The following is a 20634-nucleotide window of genomic DNA, read 5'->3' as shown; positions in this document are numbered from 1 at the left end:
GGATACTATGTCCGAGCCTACTGATCATCAGTTCGCCGGCAGCGGCGAAGCCACGAATATCGGCCCTATTCCGCGTATCACGCTTCATGCGTTCTGCCTGACGGATGCCACGAAGCGAGTCGCCGAGACAGCGCTGGACGATCGCCGCATGGCAAAAGCCCACTTGAAGATCGACATGGGCGGGATCCCGGCGGCACTCGAGACATTCGCGCAGGCGCCGACCCCGAACCTGATCATTGTCGAAAGTTCGGCTCAGCGTGACAACCTAATCGCCAGCCTCGAACAATTGGCGGAATACTGCGATGCCGGCACGAAGGTGATCGTCATCGGCGATGTGAACGACGTTACGCTTTACCGGGATCTGATTTCCCGAGGCGTCAGCGAATACCTGATCACGCCGGTGAACGTCTATCAGCTGATCGGTTCCATTGCGAACCTCTACGGCGATCCCGCTGCGGAGCCTCTTGGCCGCTCCATTGCCTTCTTCGGTGTGAAGGGCGGTTGCGGCGCATCGACGATCGCCCACAACGGGGCCTGGGCACTGGCACGAAGCTTTCAGAGCGAAGTTGTCGTCGCGGATCTGGACCTGCCCTTCGGCACGGCGGGCCTCGACTACAACCAGGATCCGCTGCAGGGAGTCTTCGAGGCGATTTCCGCGCCTGAACGGCTGGACGAAACCTACCTGGACCGTATCCTTTCCAAATGCAGCGAGCATTTGCATCTGCTGGCGGCGCCCGCGACCCTGGAGCGGACTTATGACCACACCGAAAGGACATTCGAACTGCTGCTGGACACCATCAAGGCCTCCACGCCACACGTCGTTCTGGACGTGCCGCATGCCTGGAATGCCTGGGTGAAACAGACGTTGTTGAATGTCGATGAAATCGTGCTGGTCGCGGAACCGGATCTCGCCAATCTGCGCAACGCGAAAAATACGGTCGATGTGCTCAAGCAACTGCGGCCGAACGATCGCCCGCCGCATCTTGTCATGAACAAGGTCAACATGCCCAAGCGGCCGGAAATCAAGCCGGAGGAGTTTGCGGGATCGCTCGGCCTGACGGTCCAGGCATCGATCCCGTTCGAGCCGCAATTGTTCGGCACGGCGGCAAACAATGGCCAGATGGTCGGTGAATTGGACAATAAACACGTCATCGCCGGCATGTTCGAAGATCTGGCGCAGTCCGTATCTGGCAAGGTCCAGCCGCGCAAGTCACAGAGATCCAGCCTTGGCGGCTTGTTGTCGAAACTGAAACGGAAGGCCGGCTGACCGGTTCTTTAGCGGAGCAGATAGTTCGTTATGTTTGGAAGACGCGGCAGTTCATCGTCTGGTGCCCAGACCATCCGGCCAGGAGACTTGCCGGGGCTGCAGGATAGGCCTGCGCCGGAAGAACCAACCACCGGTGCCGACGAACAGTCGGCGCCGCAGGTCCGGGTCGAGCCCCCGAAGCCGGCCGCACCTGCGGCACCGCCACCTGTGCAGGACCCGCCGCCGTCGGCGCCTGCGCCGCGGAAGAAAAACAACGAATATTACGAAACCAAGGCGCAGATCTTCAGCGCGCTGGTGGAAGCGATCGATCTGGCGCAACTGGCCCGGCTCGACGCGGAAGACGCGCGGGACGAAATCCGCGATGTCGTCAATGACATCATCTCCCTGAAAAATGTCGTCATGTCGATTTCCGAGCAGGAAGATCTGCTTGAGGACATTTGTAACGACGTTCTGGGATACGGGCCGCTGGAGCCGCTGCTCGCGCGCGACGACATTGCCGATATCATGGTGAATGGCGCCCACACCGTCTATATCGAGACGCAGGGCAAGGTGGAGCAGACCGCCGTGGCCTTTCGCGACAACGCCCAATTGATGAACATCTGCCAGCGGATTGTGAGCCAGGTCGGACGGCGCGTCGACGATTCAAGCCCGATCTGCGACGCCCGCCTGCCGGACGGCTCACGCGTCAACGTGATCGCGCCGCCGCTGGCCATCGACGGTCCCGCACTCACCATCCGTAAGTTCAAGCGCGACAAGCTGACCCTGGACCAGTTGGTGAAATACGGCTCGATCACCCCGGAAGGGGCGACGATCCTGCAGATCATCGGCCGCTCCCGCTGTAACGTTCTGATCTCCGGCGGTACGGGTTCGGGCAAGACGACCTTGTTGAATTGTCTGACGGCCTATATCGAAAACACCGAACGCATCATCACCTGCGAGGACTCTGCGGAACTCCAGCTGCAGCAGCCCCATGTCGTCCGGCTTGAAACGCGTCCGCCAAACCTTGAGGGTGAAGGCGAGATCACCATGCGCGATCTGGTGAAGAACTGTCTCCGCATGCGTCCCGAGCGGATCATCGTGGGCGAAGTGCGTGGCCCGGAGGCCTTCGACCTGCTTCAGGCGATGAACACGGGTCACGACGGATCGATGGGCACGCTGCACGCCAACTCTCCGCGCGAAGCACTATCGCGACTTGAATCCATGATAACCATGGGCGGCTTCTCGCTTCCCTCCCGGACCCTTCGGGAAATGATCGTGTCGTCGATCGATGTTGTCGTTCAGGCCGCACGCCTGCGTGATGGTTCCCGGCGGATCACCCATGTCACCGAAGTCATGGGGATGGAAGGCGACATCATCACAACGCAGGACGTCTTCCTTTACGACATCGTAGGCGAAGACCCGAACGGGCGGATCATCGGACGCCACCGCTCCACCGGCATCGGCCGGCCGAAATTCTGGGAGCGTGCAAGATACTTCAACGAGGAGGTGCGTCTGGCCCAAGCGCTGGATGCGTCAGAGATGCCCGAATACGCAGCGGATTGAGCCCTAAATGTCCGGAATGGAAGACTTTCTCACCCCACAGATCACAGGGTTCGCCGTCGCGGCCCTGGTGATGCTTGCCGTAGGCGGCGTCATCTACAGCCTGTTTCAGCCGTCTCTGTCGGGAACGAAGCGGCGTGACCAGCGCCTGCAGGCGGTCTCCGCTCGGCCCAAGAACGAGAAACAGCGCAATCAACTGCGCGATACCGACCGCCGCAAACGCTCCATTCAGGACCAACTGAAGGACTTCGAGGAGCGCCAGAAGGCCAAGCAGGACAAGCAGAAGAAGGTTTCCTTGAAGGTCCTGATGGTGCAGGCAGGCCTCGAATGGCAAATGAAGCACTTCGTCATCTTCAGCATCATCTGTGGGCTTGTTTTTCTGGTAATCGGCTTCTTTGCCGGAAATCTGCTGATTGCGGCTGGTTTTGCATTCGCAGGCGGGTTGGGCTTTCCGCGCTGGTATGTGGCGTCCAAGCGCAAGCGCCGCTTCAATGCGTTTCTGAACGAGCTTCCCAATGGCGTGGATATCATCGTGCGCGGGGTGAAGGCCGGCCTGCCCTTGAGCGACTGCATCAAGGTGGTCGCGCGTGAGGCATCCGAACCTGTCGCAACGGAGTTCCGCAAGATTACCGAAACCCAGGTCATGGGCCTTTCTCTTTCCGAGGCAGTCTCGCGGCTGCCGGATCGGGTGCCGGTGGCAGAGGCGAACTTTTTTGCAATTGTAGTCGCGATCCAGCAAAAGGCCGGGGGCGGTCTCGCCGAGGCTTTGGGCAACCTGTCGAAGGTGCTGCGCGGGCGCAAGGCCATGAAAGCCAAGATCAAAGCCCTGAGTGCGGAAGCCAAATCGTCGGCTGCCATCATCGGCTGTCTGCCATTTGCCGTGGGCGGCATCATGTTCTTCATCGCCCCGGACTACATCATGCTGCTGTTCACCACGACTGCGGGCAACATCATCATTGGCGGATGCCTTTTCTGGATGTTCGTCGGCATAATGGTCATGCGGTCCATGATCAATTTTGATTTCTAGGGGACGCAGCATGGACTTCGAAACACTCGCATCGGGCCAGTTCGTCGCCGCCTTCCTTGCCATGGTTGCCGTCACTGGAACAATCTATTCCCTGGTCATGCCGCTGTTGTCGCGCGACGCTCTCAAGACGCGCATGAAGTCCGTCGCGCTGGAACGCGACAAGATCCGGGCGAAGGAAAGGGCACGGTTGCAGACCAGCCAGTCCGATGCCAGGGCGTCCTTGCGCAATCAACCCAAAGCGCAGATGAAGAGCTTCGTCGATCGGCTCAACCTGAAGGAAATACTGTCGGACGAGACAACGGTCGAACGTCTGCGCATGGCCGGCTACCGTGGCACGGCACCGCTCTACTACTTTCTGACGGCGCGGATTGCCTTGCCGGGAATCATCCTGTTGGTCAGCCTTTTCTACGCCTTCGCGATTCTGCCTTCGTCACTGCCTGCCCTGACAAAAATCAGCATTTGCATTGCGCTTTCCGGCCTTGGGGCGTTCATGCCGAATATTTACCTCAAGAACAAGATCGATAATCGCAAGCTTGTCATTCAGCGGGCCTGGCCGGACGCGCTGGATCTGATGCTGATCTGCGTCGAATCGGGCATGTCCATTGAAGGAGCTTTTCAAAGGGTTGCGGAAGAAGTGGGTGTCCAGTCGGTTGAACTGGCGGAGGAAATTTCCCTGACGACGGCGGAGCTCTCCTACCTGAGCGAGCGTCGGACCGCATACGAAAACCTGGCCAAGCGGACGGGCGTCGACGGCGTGAAGAACGTAATGATGGCGCTCATTCAGGCCGAGCGCTACGGTACGCCCGTCGGCTCCGCGCTCCGCACCATGGCCGACGACACCCGCTCGCAGCGCATGCAGATGGCGGAGGAAAAGGCCGCTTCGTTGCCGCCAAAGCTGACCGTCCCAATGATCCTGTTCTTCCTGCCGGTGCTGTTCTTCGTCATCATGGGTCCTGCCGTCATGCAGGTGATCGACGCGTTCGGATCCCAATAATTTGCACGCGCGAGGCGCTGCAGGCGATCGATTGCGGGAGGGCCAAAATCCTCCGGTCCATCGGCACGATAGCGCCGCTTGACTGACGCACCCCTGGCTCAGGTCAGATGCGCTCTTGAAGCGATTCGGTTTCAACGGCGGGAAGAACTCCCTCCGGCATATCGGTCGAAGCAAACCATCGGACTAAATTGTCCGTTCAAAACGCGTCAGGCGGGTGAGGTCATCACCCGCCTGACGCGTTTTGAAGTGAGGAAGATTGTCGTCAGCCCTGGCGGTTTTGCATCATCGCTTGCAGATAGGCGATGTTGGCCTTCGCCTGCTGAGGATCGAGCTCCGCCTGAGCCACCTGGATCGCTTCGTCATACTTGCCCTGAATGCCCAGAACGAGAGCGAGGTTCTGGCGCACGCGGCTGTCGGCGCCCGGCAGGCTAGCCGCCTGCCGCAATGTGTATTCGGCATCCGGCAGTTCGTTGGACAGGAGATAGGACAGGCCGAGATTGTTGAGAAGCGACGGCTCCTCGGGGGCGATCTTGAGAGCCTGCTTGTAGAGGCTGCGCGCCTTCGGATGATCGCCGACCTGATCGTAGATCGCCGCCTCCGCCGACATCAGCCTCCAGTCCGGCAGATCCGGCTGCTGGGCGCGCTGAAGGACGTTGACGGCCTCTTCGAAACGGCCGTTCATGGCAAGCACCTTGCCGTAGGCTGATGCGATTTCCCGGTCTTTGGAATGTGAGATCACGCCGGCCCGCAAGACGGCCATCGCCTGCGGCATCTGTCCATTCTGGGTCAGCGCATTGGCGTAGCCGAGAATGGCCGTGCGATTCTTGCGGTCGTTCTCATAGGCTTTCGACCATTTGGAGATCTCCGCGAGAGCTTCGCGGGACCCGGGCGCCGTGTAATTGGTGTTGTAGGCCGGCGAGTGGGTTCCGGTATTGGATTTGTTGGATGCGCAGCCTGTGACAAGAGCAAGCGCGGTCACGGCCATCAGCGTCGAGGCGAGACGGTTGCGTCTTGAGACAGAACGGGTTCCGGGGGCTTGCATCTTCAACATCCTTGTTGTCCGCAGCTTTGTCGTGTTCCCTAGAGAAATAGATAATTAACCCTAATGCTTGGTTAAGCGGCCTTGCGAATTGCGAAAAACGGGCGATGAGCAGGGGATGGCCTTGCCTTCTGTCCTGTTGCGTCCTGGTGCGGCGCGGCTAAGCTGGTGGCCGCTGATTCCCATTTCCAACGGAGTATTTCCCGTGCGTGAGTGCCTGGTCCGCAAAAGCGGCGTATCCGATTCCACTCCCATTTTTGCCGTCACTGAAGCCACTCTGGCGGAGGTCCTCTCCGGCCTTGGAGGCGCGGCGAAAAACTGGTGCGACATAAACGAGTTCACGGGCAAGCCCTCGACCTACCAGCTTGTCCCCGGCGTGAGCGGGGCCGCGGTGCTTTTCGGGGTCGAAGACGACGGCCTGCCGCAGCCCTTTGCGCTCGGCAGCCTTGCGACCGCCCTGCCGGCCGGGGACTACCACCTGGCGGACAGGTTTCCGGATCAGGCGCAGGCAGCGCTCGGGTTTGCGCTCTCTGCCTATGTCTTCGACCGCTATCTCGCCCCAGGAGACAACAAAGACAAGAAGCGCCGGCTTGCCGTCGGCGATGATGTCGACCTGGACAGGCTCGCAATCATTCTGGACGGTGTCAGGCTCGCCCGGGATCTCATCAATACGCCGGCAAACGACCTTGGTCCGGAGGAACTGGCTGCAGAGATTGAAAACCTCTTCGCGGCCCATGGCGGCAGCGGAGCGATCATTACCGGCGATGATCTGCTCGACCGCAACTTTCCGATGGTTCATGCGGTCGGCCGGGCGAGTTCGCGCGCGCCCCGACTGGCCGATTTTTCCTGGGGCAGGGAAAGCGATCCGAAAATCACCCTGGTCGGCAAGGGCGTGATCTTCGACACCGGCGGTCTCAACCTGAAGCCCGGCTCGTCCATGGCGCTCATGAAGAAGGACATGGGCGGCGCGGCCAATGTTCTGGGCCTTGCCTCGATGATCATGGCGGCCGGATTGCCGGTGCGCCTCCGGGTGATCGTCCCGTGCGTCGAAAACGCCGTCTCCGGCAGCGCCTTCCGTCCGGGAGACATTCTGGCCAGCCGAAAGGGGCTGAGTGTCGAAATCGGCAACACGGATGCTGAAGGGCGGCTGGTGCTGGCCGATGCGCTTGCCCTGGCCGATGAAGAAAGCCCGGAGTTGCTGGTCGACATGGCGACCCTGACGGGCGCAGCCCGTGTCGCCCTCGGGCCGGATCTGCCACCCTATTACACCAACGACGAGGAACTGGCCGAAGACATTGCCGTGATGGCCGAAGCCGCCAGCGATCCGCTGTGGCGCCTGCCGCTCTGGCAGCCCTATATGAAATATCTCGACAGCAAGGTGGCGGACATCAACCATATCAACACGTCCGGCGCAGGGTTTGCCGGATCCGTCACGGCCGCCCTGTTCCTGTCCCGCTTTGTCGAGAATGCGCAGAGCTGGGTCCATTTCGACATTTTCGGCTGGACGCCCATCGAAAAGCCCGGCAAACCGGCCGGCGGCGAGGCACAGGGGATCCGCTGCCTGTTCGACCTGGTTTCGGAGCGTTTCAAGGCGTAACGGCTCCGAAACGTTTTTGTGGTTCGATGGCGGTGGTAAATGGCGGGAACCGGCTGATCCATGGCTGTCGAAATGCGCGCCTCTCAGGCGCTGAAACTGATGCATGAGGTGAATCTGGCACTGGTGCGCGACAGCGATCAGGATCTGTCCGCGCGCCAGATGACGATTCTCCTGACGGTTTATCTGGAGCCGCCCCCTCACACGGTCCGCGGTCTCGCCGCCAAACTGAACGTCACCAAGCCGGCCATCACCCGGGCGCTTGACACGCTCGGCAGTCTGCGGCTCCTGTCGCGCAAGCGCGACGAAGCCGACAAACGCAACGTGATCATCACCCGCACGGTTGATGGTGCGCTGTATCTGGAGCAGCTTGGCGATCTCGTGGCCAAGAAGGCCGGGGAACTGCCGCGTTGACACCTGTGCTGAACGTCTGGATCCGAGTTCGAACATGTCCCAATCCCTTGACCGCCGCCGCCATCCGGTTCGTGCCGATCTTGCCGCCATCGACTATGAAGGCCGGGCAGAGGCCGCACGGTTTGTGGAGGGCGAAGTGTTTCAGGTGATCGCCGACCGCCTGCCGATCCGCCCGGAACCGCGCGCCGACAGGTCGATCGACACGGAAGCCTTGCGCGGCGAATGGCTGACCGTCTACGAGCAAACGCCGGAAGGCTGGGCCTGGGGGCAACTGGATACCGACGGATATGTCGGCTGGTTCTCCTCGGGCGGGCTGGGTCCGGTAACGGCGGCGACCCACCGGGTGCGCGCACTGCGCACGTACCGTTATCCGGTGCCGGATCTGAAATTCCCGCCGCTCGACCTGTTGTCCCTGGGGTCCAAGGTCACCGTCACGGGCGAGACGGAGACCCGCGGCCTGACATACGCAATTCTCAACGATGGATCCGCCGTGGCCGCCAGGCATCTCGTACCGGTCGAAACCCGGGAAGAGGACTGGGTCCTGGTTGCGGAAGAACTGCTCGGAACGCCTTATCTCTGGGGCGGGCGTTCAAGCATTGGCCTGGATTGTTCCGCCCTGGTCCAGCTTGCCGCCCAGACAGGCGGGATCGATGTGCCGCGGGACAGCGACATGCAGGAGGCGGAGGCCGGCGAGGAGATACCCCATGACGATCCATCCGCGTTGAAACGGGGCGATCTGCTTTTCTGGAAGGGCCATGTCGGCATCATCGCCGGAGCGAACAAGCTGGTACACGCCAACGGTTTCACCATGACCGTCGCCCATGAACCGCTTGATCGGGCGATCGAGCGGATTGCCGCGAGCGAATGGGGCGCAATCACAAGGGCGCGGCGGTTGAAAGCGCCAGCCTAGAACCGCGGAACGCAGATCCATTCTCATGAGGCGTTGATCGGCGAGGCCGGTCAGGCCTTCGATGCCAGCGGCAGCGGCTCCTCCGCCTGGGACCCTTCTTCGCGAGATCCTTCGAGCTCGCCAAGCTCCAGATCCTCGATCTTGCGGCTGCGCTTGGAGATCTTGTCGGTGGAGATCAGGATCTGGTCGATGTCCTTGTTGGCCTGCGTGAAATGGGACTGCAGTTTGCCGACACGGTCGTTGAGCCGGCTGACGTCGGAGATCAGATGGCCGACCTCTGCCTGGATGAGGTGCGCCTGCTCGCGCATCTTGGCATCGCGCAGCACGGACTGGATCACCTGGATGGAAAGCATCAACAGGGAGGGTGAAACGATGACGACCCGCGCCCGATGCGACTTCTGCACCAGGTCCTCGAACTTTTCGTTCAGCTCCGCAAAGACGCTTTCCGACGGCACGAACAGGAATGCCGTGTCCTGCGTCTCTCCGGGAAGAAGGTATTTCTCGCTTATATCCTGGATATGCTTGCTGAAGTCCTTGCGGAACTGAGCCTGGGCGTATTTCAGCTGGTCGTCCGATTCCGCGTTGCGCAGCAGGTTGAAGGCTTCCAGGGGAAACTTGGCGTCAATCGCAAGCGAGGGCGCGCCGTTGGGAAGGTGAATCAGGCAGTCCGGCCGGCTGTTGTTGGATAGCACCCCTTGAAAGGAATAGGTGCTCGGCGCCATCTGGTCCTGGATGATCGCTTCCATCCGCCCCTGGCCGAAGGCGCCGCGGGTCTGTTTGTTGGAAAGGATTGCCTGGAGCTGGCCCACCTGGCCGGAAAGGTCGGTTATCGTGCGCTGCGCCCGGTCGATAATGGCCAGCCGTTCATGCAGGTGGCGCAGGCTCTCCTGGGTCTGCTTGCTGGTATCGGACATGGACAGGCCGAGCTTGTGGCCCATGCCGTCCAGGCGCTCGTTGACCGAGCGCATCATGTCGGATTGCCGGGACCCGAAGACTTCCGCCATGGTCTGCATCCGCCCGGTCATTTCGCCCTGGGATTTCAGAAGCTGGGACAGATGGCTTTCCAGCTCGTGAATGCGTTCCGCCGCCGCCGTATCGGTTTCCGCGCGCAGCCGGATTTCGCGGACGGTTTTCAGCACCAGCCAGAAAATCAGCACGAGCAGCATCAGCCCGCCCGCAATTGCGGTTTCCAGAACCGTCACCGGACGGCCGCTCAAGTCAAACAGGATCTCGTTCATGAAACAAACATAGAACGATTCGGGGGCGGCATGCATCAGCACGGCTTTGCAGGAGCGGGGAAAAAGCGGCCGCACAATCGGCAATCGAGGGCAAGCGATGCCGTGCGGACAGTCGTCATTTCCGCGTTGACCGGAACGATCCGATTGCCTATTTGAAGCCCATGACAAAACGCCCGATCATCACCATTCCTGACCCGGTTCTCCGGCAGGTCTGCGCGCCGGTCGAAACCGTCGACGACGGGATTCGTGCGCTTGCGGACGACATGCTGGAAACCATGTACGAGGCCCCCGGCATCGGCCTTGCGGCCAGCCAGATAGGCATCCTGAAACGCCTCTTCGTTCTGGACGTTGCCAAGGAAGACGCGCCGAAGCAGCCGATGGTCTTCATCAACCCGAAGATCGTCTGGGCGAGCGAGGACACATCCGTCTATCAGGAAGGCTGCCTGTCGATCCCGGAATATTTCGAGGACGTGGAACGCCCGGCGGAAGTAACCGTGCAGTTCCAGAACCGGGAAGGCGCGGAGCAGGAGTTGAAGGCCGACGGCCTTCTTGCCACCTGCATTCAGCACGAGCTTGACCATCTCAACGGGAAACTGTTCATTGACTACCTGTCGAAGCTGAAACGCGACCGGGTGGTCAAGAAGTTCACCAAGCAGGCGAAACAGGCGGGCATCCTGTAAGACGGATCATGGGGGCGACATCGTGGATCAGGCTCTGTTCCTGAAAATTTTTGCCGCCCTGTTTGCCATCATGAATCCGATCGCCAACCTGCCGGTGTTCCTGTCGCTGACGGCGGACAAGGGTGCGGGCTTCGAGCGCAAGGTCGCCTTCACCCTCTTGATCAGCCTGACCGTGGGGGCGGTCATCATCGGCCTGACCGGCGATACCATCCTGAAGATCTTCGGCATCAGCCTCGATGCCTTTCGTCTCGCCGGCGGTTTCCTGATCCTGCTGATCGCGCTGAACCTGATATCGGGGGAAAAGAGCAAGGCGCACCACGGCACGGACAAGGAACAGGAGCATCACGCGGAACAGGAAAATCCCGCGATCTATCCGCTGACCGTTCCAATCCTTCTGGGGCCGGGGTCGATTTCCACCATGATCATCTTCCGCGGCCAGGTGACGGGATTTCAGCAGGAGATCGCCTATATCGCGGGAATTGCCGCGGCCATTGGCCTTCTGGTCGCAACCTTCTTCGCTGCGCCGTTTTTGTCACGCTTTCTCGGCCAGACCGCAACCAGCGTGATGAGCCGCCTGATGGGCATGATTCTCGCGGCGATTGCCATGGAAATGATGGCCGGCAGCCTCAAAGCCCTGTTGCCCGGACTGGCTTAAGGCGCAATAAGGGGCCAGATTTCTCAAACCGCTCAGGAGCGTCATGTCTCTTCGCGTAGTTTTCATGGGCACCCCGGAGTTTTCGGTGCCGACCCTGATGGAGATCGTCGGTCAGGGCCACGAAGTTGTTGCCTGCTATTCCCAGCCGCCGCGTCCGGCCGGCCGCGGCATGGACTTGAAAAAATCGCCCGTTCATGAAGCCGCCGAATCCTTCGGCATTCCGGTCTTCACGCCCAAGAGCCTCAAGGGTGAGGAAGACCAGGCGCAGTTCGCGGCCCTGAATGCGGATGTGGCGGTCGTGGTCGCCTACGGCCTGCTGCTGCCGAGGGCCATCCTAAAAGCACCGGTTCACGGCTGCCTCAACCTGCATGCCTCCGTGCTGCCGCGCTGGCGCGGTGCGGCGCCCATCAACCGGGCGATCATGGCCGGCGACAAGGAAACGGCGGTTCAGGTGATGCGCATGGAAGAAGGCCTGGATACGGGGCCGGTCTGCATGTCGGAAACCGTCCCCATCGGCGAGAACATGACCGCCGGGGAATTGCACGACCAACTCTCCGGCCTCGGCGGCGACCTGATGGTGCGCGCCCTTGCGGCCCTGTCCCGCGGCGCACTCATGCAGCAGCCGCAGCCGGAGGAGGGCGTCACCTATGCGACCAAGCTGTCCAAGGAGGAAACCCGGATCGACTGGACGCAATCGTCCGACGAGGTTCACAACCACATCCGCGGTCTGTCGCCGTTTCCCGGCGCCTGGTGCGAAATGCCGCTCGGCGGCAAACCGGAACGAGTGAAAATCCTCCGCAGCGCCCTGGCGGAAGGCACGGCCGCCCCCGGTACGGTAATATCAGCCGACGCGGCGCCGGTGATCGCCTGCGGATCCGGCGCCGTCCGTCTCGATCTGGTGCAGCGGGCCGGGAGAAAACCGATGAGCGGCGCCGATTTCCTGCGGGGCGCCTCTCTTTCTGATGGCGTGGTTCTGGACTAGGGTATGCTCCCATAAGCTGGAGCGGACAGTCTCCTGCGTTGCGAAGACTTGAAAACCGGCCGGGTTTCCTGCGCCTTCGCGCCTTGAATACGCTCCGCTGCAAAACGACCAGTGCATTCAATTTTATTAGTCAGTACCCTAAGCTGTCTTCAGGAGAGCGTGATGACCACTGCGGCCGAGGCCTCAAATCTGACCATTCGCGATGTCACCTCGAAGGACGAGGCCGCCGTGCGCGACCTTCTGACGGCCGCGTTTCCGTCCGATATGGAAGCGCGTCTGGTCCATACGCTGCGCCATTGCGGGGCTTTGGTGCTGGAACAGGTCGCGGAGGACGGGGAAGGCAGGGTTGTCGGTCATGTCGCCTACAGCCGGGTAACGCCGGCGGCGATCGGCCCGGGCCATTCGGTGCACGTCAGTTGCCTGGCACCGGTTTCCGTCTGGCCGGATATGCAGAAAACCGGGATCGGCTCCGTCCTGATCGAATCCTCCCTGGAAAAGCTCAAGGCGCAAGGCGAGGATCTGGTGCTCGTGCTCGGGCCGCCGACCTATTACCCGCGTTTCGGCTTTGATGCGGCCCTTGCGCGGAAGGTCCAGGGTCCGTATGCGGGGGATGCGTTCATGGCGCTCGCCCTGACGGATGCCGGCGAACGCAATCTGCCGATCGAAGTGGCCTTTGCCACCCCGTTTGAAGAATTCGAATAGAATGCCGCGATACAAACTGACGGTGGAATATGACGGCCGGCCGTTCTGCGGCTGGCAGCGCCAGGCCAACGGTCCGTCCGTACAGGCGGTGATCGAGCGCGCCGTAAAGGCGTTTTCCGGTGAAGAGGTGACGATCGGCGGCGCCGGGCGCACCGATACCGGCGTCCATGCGACGGGTCAGGTTTGCCACATCGATCTCTCAAGGTCCTGGCCGGTGAAAACCGTCATCGGCGCCCTGAATTTCCATTGCCAGCCGGATCCGGTCGTCATCCTGGACTGCGCGGAAATGCATGAAGGCTTCGACGCCCGCTTTTCGGCCATCCGCCGGTCCTACCGCTACCGCATTCAAAACCGCGTGCCGCCGCTCACCCATGAGCGCGGGCTCGCCTGGCACGTCAAACCGGACCTGGACGCCGAGGCAATGCACGCGGCGGCCCAGGAATTCGTCGGCCACCACGACTTCACCACCTTCCGCCATTCGCGCTGCCAGGCCAGGAGCCCGGAAAAGACGCTCGAGCATTTTTCGGTCCGCCGGGAAGGCGAATTCGTCATTGCCGAATGTTCCTCGCGCTCGTTCCTGCACAATCAGGTCCGCTCGATGGTCGGCACGCTAAGGCTGGTGGGCGAGGGCAAATGGCGGCCGGGAGACATAACCGCCGCGCTCGCCGCCAGGGACCGCAACGCCTGCGGTCCGGTCGCACCGGCCGACGGCCTATATCTCACGCGCGTGGATTACAGGTCGGCGGAAGCGGACATTGCCCTGCGCGCGGACTGGCAGGCCCGCAAGGCGGCGATGGAAGCCGCGGACGACGCCGAGGCTTAGGACCCGTACGCTAAGCCTCCGGCACCGTCACGCATTTGCGGTAGAGATGCCAGGTCGTGTGGCCCAGGATGGGCAGCGTGACGATCAGGCCGATAAAGGCCGGGATCATCGACAGTATCAGGACGGCGGTTACCACGAAGGCCCAGCCGATCATCGGGAGCGGCGAGGTCACGACGGCGCGCACGCTGGTGATCATCGCGGTGATGAAGTCCCGGTCCTCCTCCAGAAGCAGGGGGAAGGAGACGACGGTCAGCGAAAACAGGATCAGCGACAGGACCGCGCCGGCCAGGTGGCCGACCGCCAGGAACATCATGCCTTCCGGCGTGGAGACGACCTCCGTCAGGAATTCGTCAAACGAGGCAAAGGAGCGGAAGCCGAGGAACAGGGCCAGCAGCAGGCGGACCTGATACATCCACATGATCTGGATGAACAGCACCACGAAGGCCATCCAGGAAAGTTCGCGGCTCTTCTGCGCCCACATGGTTGCGAACAGCTTCGGCCAGGAAAGCGCTTCGCCCGTCTCCAGCCGACGGCTGACCTCGTAAAGGCCGACCGCGGCGAAGGGACCGATCAGAACGAAACCCGCCGCGGCCGGATAGGAGAGGTAGCTCATGTTGAGTGCGGCGGCGCTGAGCACCACGAACAAGCCGCCGGCGGCGAAGAAGGCCCCGATGGCCAACCCGTAGACCGGAGCCCTGCGAAAGTCGGAAAGGCCGGCCGCAAGCGCATCGATGACGTCGTTGACGGTGATCCTGTTGACCTGCGGCATGGGGCGCAGCCCCTCGCTGCCCGGTGCGCCCATCGGGGCCGAATTGTTCTCGCTCATTGTCCAGCCTCCACCCAAAGCCATGCCTTCCGCCTTGCAAACCGGAAGGCACCGCAATCCTAGGCCCGGAAGTGCAAGCGCTCAATTCGGAGAAGGACTTACATCACCGGCTATTCGGCGGCCGGTTTGGTCTCCGACGCATCGGACGCGGCGACCGCCTGGGCCACCTGCTCTCGCTGGCTTTCGTCCAGCCTGGCGCCTTCGGGAATGTGCACCCTGACTTCCTTGCGGGCAAACTGGATGCCGTTTTCCTCGAACTCCCTCTGCACGCGCTTGTAGATTTCCTTGCGCACGCCGAACTGCTTGCCGGGCTTGGTGGTGAACTTGCCGCGCACCACGATGCCGACATCGTCCACGTCGGCAACGCCCTGGCCCTTGAACGGCGCCAGGATGTCGTCCTTGAACTCTTCCATCTCCATGATGTCCTGGCCGATCTTCTTGAAGAGCTTGCGCACCTTTTCGACGTCCGTATTGAAGGGAACCGTGAACTTCAGCTTCATGATCACCCAGTCGCGCGACAGGTTGGTGAGTTTCGGAATTTCGCCATAGGGGACGATATGAACCGGCCCCCGGCTGCCGCGCAGTTGCAGCGAGCGGACGGAGATTTTTTCGATGGTGCCTTGCGTCCCGCCGGCATCGATGAATTCGCCCAGCCGGAAGGCGTCGTCCATCAGGAAGAAGAGGCCGGACACCACATCGCGCACCAGCGTCTGCGCTCCGAAGCCGACGGCCAGGCCGACGACACCGGCGCCCGCCAGCAGCGGCGTGATGTTGATGCCGAGCTGGCTGAGGGCAAGCAGCACCGTCAGCGTGACGATGGTCACCTGCACGGTAATGCGGATCAGCGGCAGAATGGTCGCCATGCGGGACTTGCCGGTGCCGCCCATCTCTGCATCGTCGTCCTGTGTCGCCGCGGGCGGGGAATCCTTTGCAAGCTGATGGCTGACCCAGAGATTGGTGATTTCCCAGGCCAGGTATCCGGCCGCCAGGATCAGCAGGAAGATCACGCTGTGACGGGCAACCGCCGAGCCGTCTTGGCTGCCGATCGCCAGAAGATTGAGTCCATAGATGCGCCCCACCGCCAGAACAAGGAACGTCAGGAGGCCGACGCGGGCGATCCGGACATAGCTGTGCCTGGTCTGCTGATGAGCGGCTTCCGCGGTCGGTCCTTCGCCCTGCATCGGCGGAATGATATGCGCGACGATGCCGCGCACCATCGTGTCGAGAAACGGCGCGAAGACCACCAGGGTGATCACGGCGAGGGACCGGTCCGCCGTCAGCGCGTCAATGCCCATGCTGGCGGTGACCTGCACAAGCAGCCAGTTGAACGCAATGAAAGCCATGGAAAAATACGGCCAGAACCGCGCCATGCGTTGCAGTCCGACGGTCGGCTCCTCCTCGTCTCCCATAAGGATGCTGGTCAGGCCATGTCGGGCGTTCCAGATCACCGCGATGATCCATGCGTTCACGGCCAAGCCGATGAAGAAGCGGAAAGTCTCGGTGACATGATCTGCGCCCGCCGCCAGCAGGACTTCGCTTGAAAAGAACACCACCCCGACAAAGGCGAAGAGGCTGGTAAAACTGCGGTAGAGGGATTTCGCCGTTGCATCGTCCGCGGTCACGAGGCGCAGTTCGCGGCGGTGAGGTGCGAGCGCGAAGCGCATCAGCGCTGCAGCGAGCCGCGGCAGGAACACGATCCAGAAGACGGCCTGGAGAGCGAACGATCGGGTAACCGGATCTTGAATGGCAATGCGGCCCACCACAAGTGCCACGATCGCAAAGACGACGAGTCCGCTCAGGTCCAGAGCGGCGCGAGAGGTGACCAGCTTGACGGTCTCGAGCAGGGTTGCCGGTGTCCGCGTCCGGATGGCGTCGCGCCTTGCGTGAACCAGCCGATTGACAAGGAACTCTGCGGCAAGGCCCACCGCCAGGATCAGGGCGATTGCGCCGATCAGAATGTGGAAGGGGCCGGCCACGGAGCCGGAAACCAGGGCGCCGAGGCTGGAAAAATGGCCGGAAAAGAGCTCCGGAAGGTTGCGGAATTGGTCCGCCACCCTCGCGCCGAAATTCTCCACCACCGTCCGGATCTGCTGAAGGGCGCCGGGCCCCGCCGCGGCGGAAGCTGCCTGACCGGTCCTGGCTTCGGCGCCCTGCTGCAGAAGTGTCATCAGGTCCGTCAGTGCTTTCACCTGCTCAGGTTCGAGATCCGACACGAGTTTTTCCATGGCTTCCTGCTGCAACTGCGGGGGCAGCGAGGATGCTGTTTCCTGCGCGACGGCGGAACCGGAGAAAAGATATGCCGGAGCGAGCGCAATGCTCAGCAGGCAGATGGACAGGAGTGTCTTCCAGGTCATGAACGGGTCCCCAAGGCGGCTTTCGAAGCCGGTGTTTTGAGGATAGTCGCGTTGGTTGTGTAAAATCCATGTAAATTCCCTGGCGTTTTCCAGGTGCGGCGGCCCGGCATGCCGTGTTATTCGCTGCACACCGGAAATGCCGCACGGCGAAACGCATGACTGAGCTTGATCCCTGCGGCTTATGCGTCTACGTCCTTGCCGGAACCACCAACTCGAGCGGGATTGAATGAACACGCCCCCACAGAGCGCGAATGTCACACCCGGCCCCCTTTGGGCGCTGTTGAGCCCGATCGGGCGCATGGGCAGGCAACCCTACTGGTTGTGCTTCGCGCTGATCTGGATGATCCTGGCCATCGCGGTGCGGATCTGGCTGATGTCGATTACGGAAATCCCGTCGCCCGAGACGATCACGCCGGCCGTCTTCATGGCGTCCAACCCGCTGTTGCCGGTCCTGTTTTTCGTGCTGCAGTGGTTTGAGCTGGCAATGGTCATCAAGCGCCTGCAGGATATCGGCCAAAGCGGCTTCCTGGCGCTGCTCATCTTCGTGCCGATCGTCAGCTTTCTGATGGTCGTCATTCTCGGTTTCGTGCCCAGCCAGGCAGCGCCGAACCGGCACGGACCGCTTCCCAACAGCTACTGGCGCAAGCGCTGACCGGCTGCAGAATTCCTACGACGACCGAGGCCCAAGAGGTTTTTCCATGCCATCTTCCGCCGTTTCCATCGCCCAGGACCTCATCCGCTGCCCGTCCGTGACGCCGGTCGAGGGCGGGGCGCTTGCCGTCCTTGAGAGGTTGCTGACACGGGCGGGCTTTTCCGTCTCCCGCGTCACTTTTCAGGACGAGGACACGCCGGATGTCGAAAATCTCTTTGCCACCATCGGCTCCGGCAAACCTCATTTCGTGTTTGCCGGCCACACGGATGTGGTTCCGGCCGGGACGGACAGCGACTGGAGCCATGGACCGTTCGACGGCACGATTGCGGACGGCTATCTCTATGGCCGCGGCGCCGTCGACATGAAGGGCGGCATTGCAGCCTTTGCGGCGGCCGCGCTTGATGTCGTCGAAGACTTCGGCCCGGACTTCGGGGGCACGATTTCGTTCCTGATCACGGGCGATGAGGAAGGTCCGGCGGTGAACGGCACCGTGAAACTGCTGGAATGGGCAAAGGCGCAGGGTTACGCGTTCGACGCCTGCGTCGTCGGCGAGCCGACGAACCCGGAAAAGCTCGGCGATGCCATCAAGGTCGGCCGGCGCGGCTCCCTGTCCGGCGATGTCACGGTTACGGGCATCCAGGGTCACGCGGCCTATCCGCACCTGGCCGACAATCCGATCCCGGGTCTGGTCCGGCTCCTGGCCGCGCTCGATGGCCTGGTGCTCGACGAGGGCAACGAGCGCTTCCAGCCTTCGAACCTCGAAATCGTTACCGTCGATGTCGGCAATCCGGCTTACAACGTCATTCCGGCACGCGCGCAGGCCCGCTTCAACATCCGCTACAATGACGAGTGGACGCTCGAAACCCTGAAGGCAAAGATCCTTGCGACGCTGAAGGCCGTGGATCTCGGCACGTTGAAGCTCGATGTCCGGTTCAAGCGCGACGCCAGCGAGTCCTTCCTGACCAGGGACGAGACGCTGATCGCCGCGCTGAGCGAGGCCGTCGAGGCGGAAACGGGCCGTGCTCCCGAGCTTTCCACCGGCGGCGGCACCTCCGACGCGCGCTTCATCAAGAACTACTGCCCGGTTGTGGAGTTCGGTCTCGTCGGCCAGACGATGCACAAGGTTGACGAGTGTGCGGCCACAAGCGATCTTGACCGGCTCGCGGCGATCTATAAACGATTTATGGTGAAGTATTTTGCCTTGGGGCGCACTGCGTCCATATGAATATGGTTCGGGTCCCGCCGGTCTTGTAAACTGGCAGCTTCCTTGCACGCGCCGGCGGCAGGAGAGCGATGCGGCAGGAGCGGTTGATTTTGATCAGTCTGGACGAAATTCGCGCCGCGCTTGACGGATCCTGGCTGCTGCTGCGCAACCGGCCCGAAGGCATGACCTTTTTCGACCAGTCCATTCAGGGGTTCTGGCGCTCCTTTACCGTCGTCGTTCTTCTGGTTCCCGTTCTCCTGGTCAGCGGCCTTGCCGAAAAGCAGTTCTTCTTCGCCGAGAACCTGTTTCCTCCCGATGCCTTTCCGGATCAGGCCTACTGGACGGCGCAGTTTATCGGACTGGGGATGGACTGGATCGCGTTGCCCGTCCTGCTGGCGCTGGTCGCGGTACCGATCGGCATCTCCCACCGCTATGTGCCCTTCATCGTCGCCAGGAACTGGACCAGCCTGCTGGCCTCCGTGCCCTACATGATCACTTATCTGCTCTTCCTGCTCGGGATCATTTCGTCGGGAATTGCCGTTCTGTTGTCCTTCTCCTGCCTGCTGGTCGTGCTCTGGTACCGCTTTCTCGTCGCCCGCATCGCCCTCCAGGCCCCGATCAGCCTGGCAATCGGCGTGGTCGTCCTCGATATCGTCCTGACGCTGGTGATCGCCCAGATCGTCGGGCATCTCTGGAAGGTGTAGACCCGCCTCTCTGGGTACAGGCCCACGCAATCGAGCGGTCGGATGACAAAAGCCCCGCCTGTGCGAACGGGCGGGGCTTCGTCTTTCAGGATACGGATGCGGCGGTGGATCAGTCGCGCAGCAATTCGTTGATGCCTGTTTTCGACCGGGTTTTTTCGTCGACGATTTTCACGATCACGGCGCAGTAGAGGTTCGGTGCCGGTTCGCCGTTGCCCATCTTGCTCGCGGTCGGCATGGACCCGGCCACGACCACGGAATAGGGCGGAATTTCGCCATAGCTGATTTCGCCGGTCAGCCGGTTGACGATGCGGGTCGACTGGCCGATGTAGACGCCCATTCCCAGAACAGAGCCTTCACGGACGATGCAGCCTTCCACGACTTCCGAACGGGCGCCGATGAAGCAGTTGTCCTCGATGATGACCGGTCCGGCCTGGAGCGGTTCCAGAACGCCGCCGATGCCGACACCGCCGGACAGGTGCACGTTCTTGCCGATCTGCGCACAGGAGCCGACGGTCGCCCAGGTGTCGACCATGGTGCCTTCATCCACATAGGCCCCGAGATTGACGAAGGACGGCATCAGCACAACGCCCTTGCCGATGAAGGCGGAGCGGCGCACGGTGCAGTTCGGCACGGCGCGGAAACCGGCTTCCTTGAAATCGATGCCGCGCCAGCCGTCGAATTTCGACGGCACCTTGTCCCACCAAGTGGCATCGCCCGGACCGCCCTTGATGATGTCCATCGGGTTGAGGCGGAAAGACAGGAGCACCGCCTTCTTGGCCCATTGATTGACCACCCACTCGCCATCCTTCTTCTCGGCAACGCGCAGCTGTCCGCGGTCGAGAAGGTTCAGCGTGGTCTCCACGGCATCGCGGATTTCACCGGTCGTCGTCGTTTCGATCGTCGTGCGGTCTTCAAAAGCCGCATCGATGATTTTGGCAAGGGAGGCGAGATCTGGGGTCATCGGGAAGAAGGTCTCCGGGGCGTTAACAAATTCTGGGCGGACCTAAGCCGCCGAACCAAGTGCTGTCAA

The 20634-nt window shown here is 61.7% G+C and carries 20 protein-coding genes; 15 read left to right on the top strand and 5 right to left on the bottom strand.

Going from position 1 to position 20634, the window contains the following annotated elements:
• Window positions 1-7: 7 nt before the first annotated feature.
• From ON753_RS17445 to ON753_RS17430, 4 genes are read left to right on the top strand one after another with little or no spacing between them, the layout of a single operon-like run.
• The gene (locus ON753_RS17445; protein WP_265963911.1) at window positions 8-1267 is read left to right on the top strand and encodes a CpaE/TadZ family protein; all 1260 of its coding nucleotides are present in this window, start codon (window positions 8-10) and stop codon (window positions 1265-1267) included.
• Between the two features lie 30 nt (window positions 1268-1297).
• Window positions 1298-2809, top strand: a complete 1512-nt coding sequence (locus ON753_RS17440; protein WP_265963909.1) for a CpaF family protein — start codon at window positions 1298-1300, stop codon at window positions 2807-2809.
• 7 nt (window positions 2810-2816) lie between these two features.
• Window positions 2817-3833 (top strand): type II secretion system F family protein, encoded by a 1017-nt coding sequence (locus tag ON753_RS17435; RefSeq protein WP_265963906.1) that lies wholly within the window; start codon window positions 2817-2819, stop codon window positions 3831-3833.
• A gap of 10 nt (window positions 3834-3843) precedes the next feature.
• Complete coding sequence (locus ON753_RS17430; RefSeq protein WP_265963905.1) at window positions 3844-4827, top strand: type II secretion system F family protein; 984 nt, start codon at window positions 3844-3846, stop codon at window positions 4825-4827.
• Between the two features lie 262 nt (window positions 4828-5089).
• Here the strand turns inward: ON753_RS17430 and ON753_RS17425 are convergent, their stop codons facing one another.
• Window positions 5090-5878, bottom strand: a complete 789-nt coding sequence (locus ON753_RS17425) for a tetratricopeptide repeat protein (RefSeq protein ID WP_265963903.1) — start codon at window positions 5876-5878, stop codon at window positions 5090-5092.
• Window positions 5879-6071: 193 nt separating this feature from the next.
• Here ON753_RS17425 and ON753_RS17420 point away from each other — a divergent pair, with 193 nt between their 5' ends.
• The 3 genes from ON753_RS17420 to ON753_RS17410 are packed head-to-tail and all read left to right on the top strand — an operon-like array spanning window position 6072 to window position 8784.
• On the top strand, window positions 6072-7463 hold the full coding sequence (locus ON753_RS17420) for a leucyl aminopeptidase family protein (protein ID WP_265963901.1): 1392 nt from the start codon (window positions 6072-6074) through the stop codon (window positions 7461-7463).
• Between the two features lie 60 nt (window positions 7464-7523).
• Entirely contained in the window at window positions 7524-7874 is a 351-nt protein-coding gene (locus tag ON753_RS17415; protein ID WP_265963899.1) for a MarR family transcriptional regulator, read from the top strand.
• A 34-nt stretch (window positions 7875-7908) separates the two neighbouring features.
• Window positions 7909-8784 (top strand): C40 family peptidase, encoded by an 876-nt coding sequence (locus ON753_RS17410; protein ID WP_265963898.1) that lies wholly within the window; start codon window positions 7909-7911, stop codon window positions 8782-8784.
• Between the two features lie 50 nt (window positions 8785-8834).
• Here the strand turns inward: ON753_RS17410 and ON753_RS17405 are convergent, their stop codons facing one another.
• Entirely contained in the window at window positions 8835-10022 is a 1188-nt protein-coding gene (locus ON753_RS17405) for a DNA recombination protein RmuC (protein WP_265963896.1), read from the bottom strand.
• A 161-nt stretch (window positions 10023-10183) separates the two neighbouring features.
• Between ON753_RS17405 and def the strand changes: the two genes are divergently transcribed.
• The 5 genes from def to truA all read left to right on the top strand — a co-directional run bounded on the left by def (window position 10184) and on the right by truA (window position 13864).
• The gene (def, locus tag ON753_RS17400) at window positions 10184-10702 is read left to right on the top strand and encodes a peptide deformylase (protein ID WP_265963895.1); all 519 of its coding nucleotides are present in this window, start codon (window positions 10184-10186) and stop codon (window positions 10700-10702) included.
• Window positions 10703-10724: 22 nt separating this feature from the next.
• A complete protein-coding gene (locus tag ON753_RS17395) occupies window positions 10725-11357 on the top strand; it encodes a MarC family protein (RefSeq protein ID WP_265963894.1) in 633 nt (210 codons plus the stop codon).
• Between the two features lie 43 nt (window positions 11358-11400).
• Window positions 11401-12339 carry a methionyl-tRNA formyltransferase gene (gene fmt, locus ON753_RS17390; protein WP_265963892.1) on the top strand — a complete coding sequence of 313 codons (939 nt, stop codon included), beginning with the start codon at window positions 11401-11403 and terminating at the stop codon, window positions 12337-12339.
• A 162-nt stretch (window positions 12340-12501) separates the two neighbouring features.
• A complete protein-coding gene (locus ON753_RS17385; protein ID WP_265963890.1) occupies window positions 12502-13041 on the top strand; it encodes a GNAT family N-acetyltransferase in 540 nt (179 codons plus the stop codon).
• A 1-nt stretch (window position 13042) separates the two neighbouring features.
• Window positions 13043-13864: a tRNA pseudouridine(38-40) synthase TruA gene (gene truA, locus ON753_RS17380; protein WP_265963888.1), complete on the top strand. Its 822-nt coding sequence runs from the start codon at window positions 13043-13045 to the stop codon at window positions 13862-13864.
• 10 nt (window positions 13865-13874) lie between these two features.
• Here the strand turns inward: truA and ON753_RS17375 are convergent, their stop codons facing one another.
• Both ON753_RS17375 and ON753_RS17370 read right to left on the bottom strand, forming a co-directional pair.
• Window positions 13875-14690 (bottom strand): DUF2189 domain-containing protein, encoded by an 816-nt coding sequence (locus ON753_RS17375; protein WP_265963887.1) that lies wholly within the window; start codon window positions 14688-14690, stop codon window positions 13875-13877.
• A 110-nt stretch (window positions 14691-14800) separates the two neighbouring features.
• Entirely contained in the window at window positions 14801-17044 is a 2244-nt protein-coding gene (locus ON753_RS17370; RefSeq protein WP_265963884.1) for a mechanosensitive ion channel family protein, read from the bottom strand.
• Window positions 17045-17270: 226 nt separating this feature from the next.
• Here ON753_RS17370 and ON753_RS17365 point away from each other — a divergent pair, with 226 nt between their 5' ends.
• From ON753_RS17365 to ON753_RS17355, 3 genes are all read left to right on the top strand, one after another.
• Window positions 17271-17696, top strand: coding sequence for a DUF805 domain-containing protein (locus tag ON753_RS17365; protein ID WP_265963882.1), 426 nt, complete (start codon window positions 17271-17273; stop codon window positions 17694-17696).
• A 46-nt stretch (window positions 17697-17742) separates the two neighbouring features.
• On the top strand, window positions 17743-18921 hold the full coding sequence (gene dapE, locus ON753_RS17360) for a succinyl-diaminopimelate desuccinylase (protein ID WP_265963880.1): 1179 nt from the start codon (window positions 17743-17745) through the stop codon (window positions 18919-18921).
• An 89-nt stretch (window positions 18922-19010) separates the two neighbouring features.
• Window positions 19011-19604 carry a hypothetical protein gene (locus ON753_RS17355; RefSeq protein ID WP_265963878.1) on the top strand — a complete coding sequence of 198 codons (594 nt, stop codon included), beginning with the start codon at window positions 19011-19013 and terminating at the stop codon, window positions 19602-19604.
• A 109-nt stretch (window positions 19605-19713) separates the two neighbouring features.
• Here the strand turns inward: ON753_RS17355 and dapD are convergent, their stop codons facing one another.
• Window positions 19714-20565: a 2,3,4,5-tetrahydropyridine-2,6-dicarboxylate N-succinyltransferase gene (dapD, locus tag ON753_RS17350; protein WP_265963876.1), complete on the bottom strand. Its 852-nt coding sequence runs from the start codon at window positions 20563-20565 to the stop codon at window positions 19714-19716.
• Between the last annotated feature and the right edge of the window lie 69 nt (window positions 20566-20634).

It is taken from the genome of Roseibium salinum (assembly GCF_026240905.1).
Taxonomy (GTDB): Bacteria; Pseudomonadota; Alphaproteobacteria; order Rhizobiales; family Stappiaceae; genus Roseibium; species Roseibium salinum.
This window is presented reverse-complemented; position numbering and strand designations above follow the sequence as displayed.

Coding starts and splice junctions, on each gene's coding strand:
- ON753_RS17445 (WP_265963911.1), top strand. CDS start 8: ATGTCCGAGCCTACTGATCATCAGTTCGCCGGCAGCGGCGAAGCCACG.
- ON753_RS17440 (WP_265963909.1), top strand. CDS start 1,298: ATGTTTGGAAGACGCGGCAGTTCATCGTCTGGTGCCCAGACCATCCGG.
- ON753_RS17435 (WP_265963906.1), top strand. CDS start 2,817: ATGTCCGGAATGGAAGACTTTCTCACCCCACAGATCACAGGGTTCGCC.
- ON753_RS17430 (WP_265963905.1), top strand. CDS start 3,844: ATGGACTTCGAAACACTCGCATCGGGCCAGTTCGTCGCCGCCTTCCTT.
- ON753_RS17425 (WP_265963903.1), bottom strand. CDS start 5,878: ATGTTGAAGATGCAAGCCCCCGGAACCCGTTCTGTCTCAAGACGCAAC.
- ON753_RS17415 (WP_265963899.1), top strand. CDS start 7,524: ATGGCTGTCGAAATGCGCGCCTCTCAGGCGCTGAAACTGATGCATGAG.
- ON753_RS17410 (WP_265963898.1), top strand. CDS start 7,909: ATGTCCCAATCCCTTGACCGCCGCCGCCATCCGGTTCGTGCCGATCTT.
- ON753_RS17405 (WP_265963896.1), bottom strand. CDS start 10,022: ATGAACGAGATCCTGTTTGACTTGAGCGGCCGTCCGGTGACGGTTCTG.
- def (WP_265963895.1), top strand. CDS start 10,184: ATGACAAAACGCCCGATCATCACCATTCCTGACCCGGTTCTCCGGCAG.
- fmt (WP_265963892.1), top strand. CDS start 11,401: ATGTCTCTTCGCGTAGTTTTCATGGGCACCCCGGAGTTTTCGGTGCCG.
- ON753_RS17385 (WP_265963890.1), top strand. CDS start 12,502: ATGACCACTGCGGCCGAGGCCTCAAATCTGACCATTCGCGATGTCACC.
- truA (WP_265963888.1), top strand. CDS start 13,043: ATGCCGCGATACAAACTGACGGTGGAATATGACGGCCGGCCGTTCTGC.
- ON753_RS17375 (WP_265963887.1), bottom strand. CDS start 14,690: ATGAGCGAGAACAATTCGGCCCCGATGGGCGCACCGGGCAGCGAGGGG.
- ON753_RS17370 (WP_265963884.1), bottom strand. CDS start 17,044: ATGACCTGGAAGACACTCCTGTCCATCTGCCTGCTGAGCATTGCGCTC.
- ON753_RS17365 (WP_265963882.1), top strand. CDS start 17,271: ATGAACACGCCCCCACAGAGCGCGAATGTCACACCCGGCCCCCTTTGG.
- dapE (WP_265963880.1), top strand. CDS start 17,743: ATGCCATCTTCCGCCGTTTCCATCGCCCAGGACCTCATCCGCTGCCCG.
- dapD (WP_265963876.1), bottom strand. CDS start 20,565: ATGACCCCAGATCTCGCCTCCCTTGCCAAAATCATCGATGCGGCTTTT.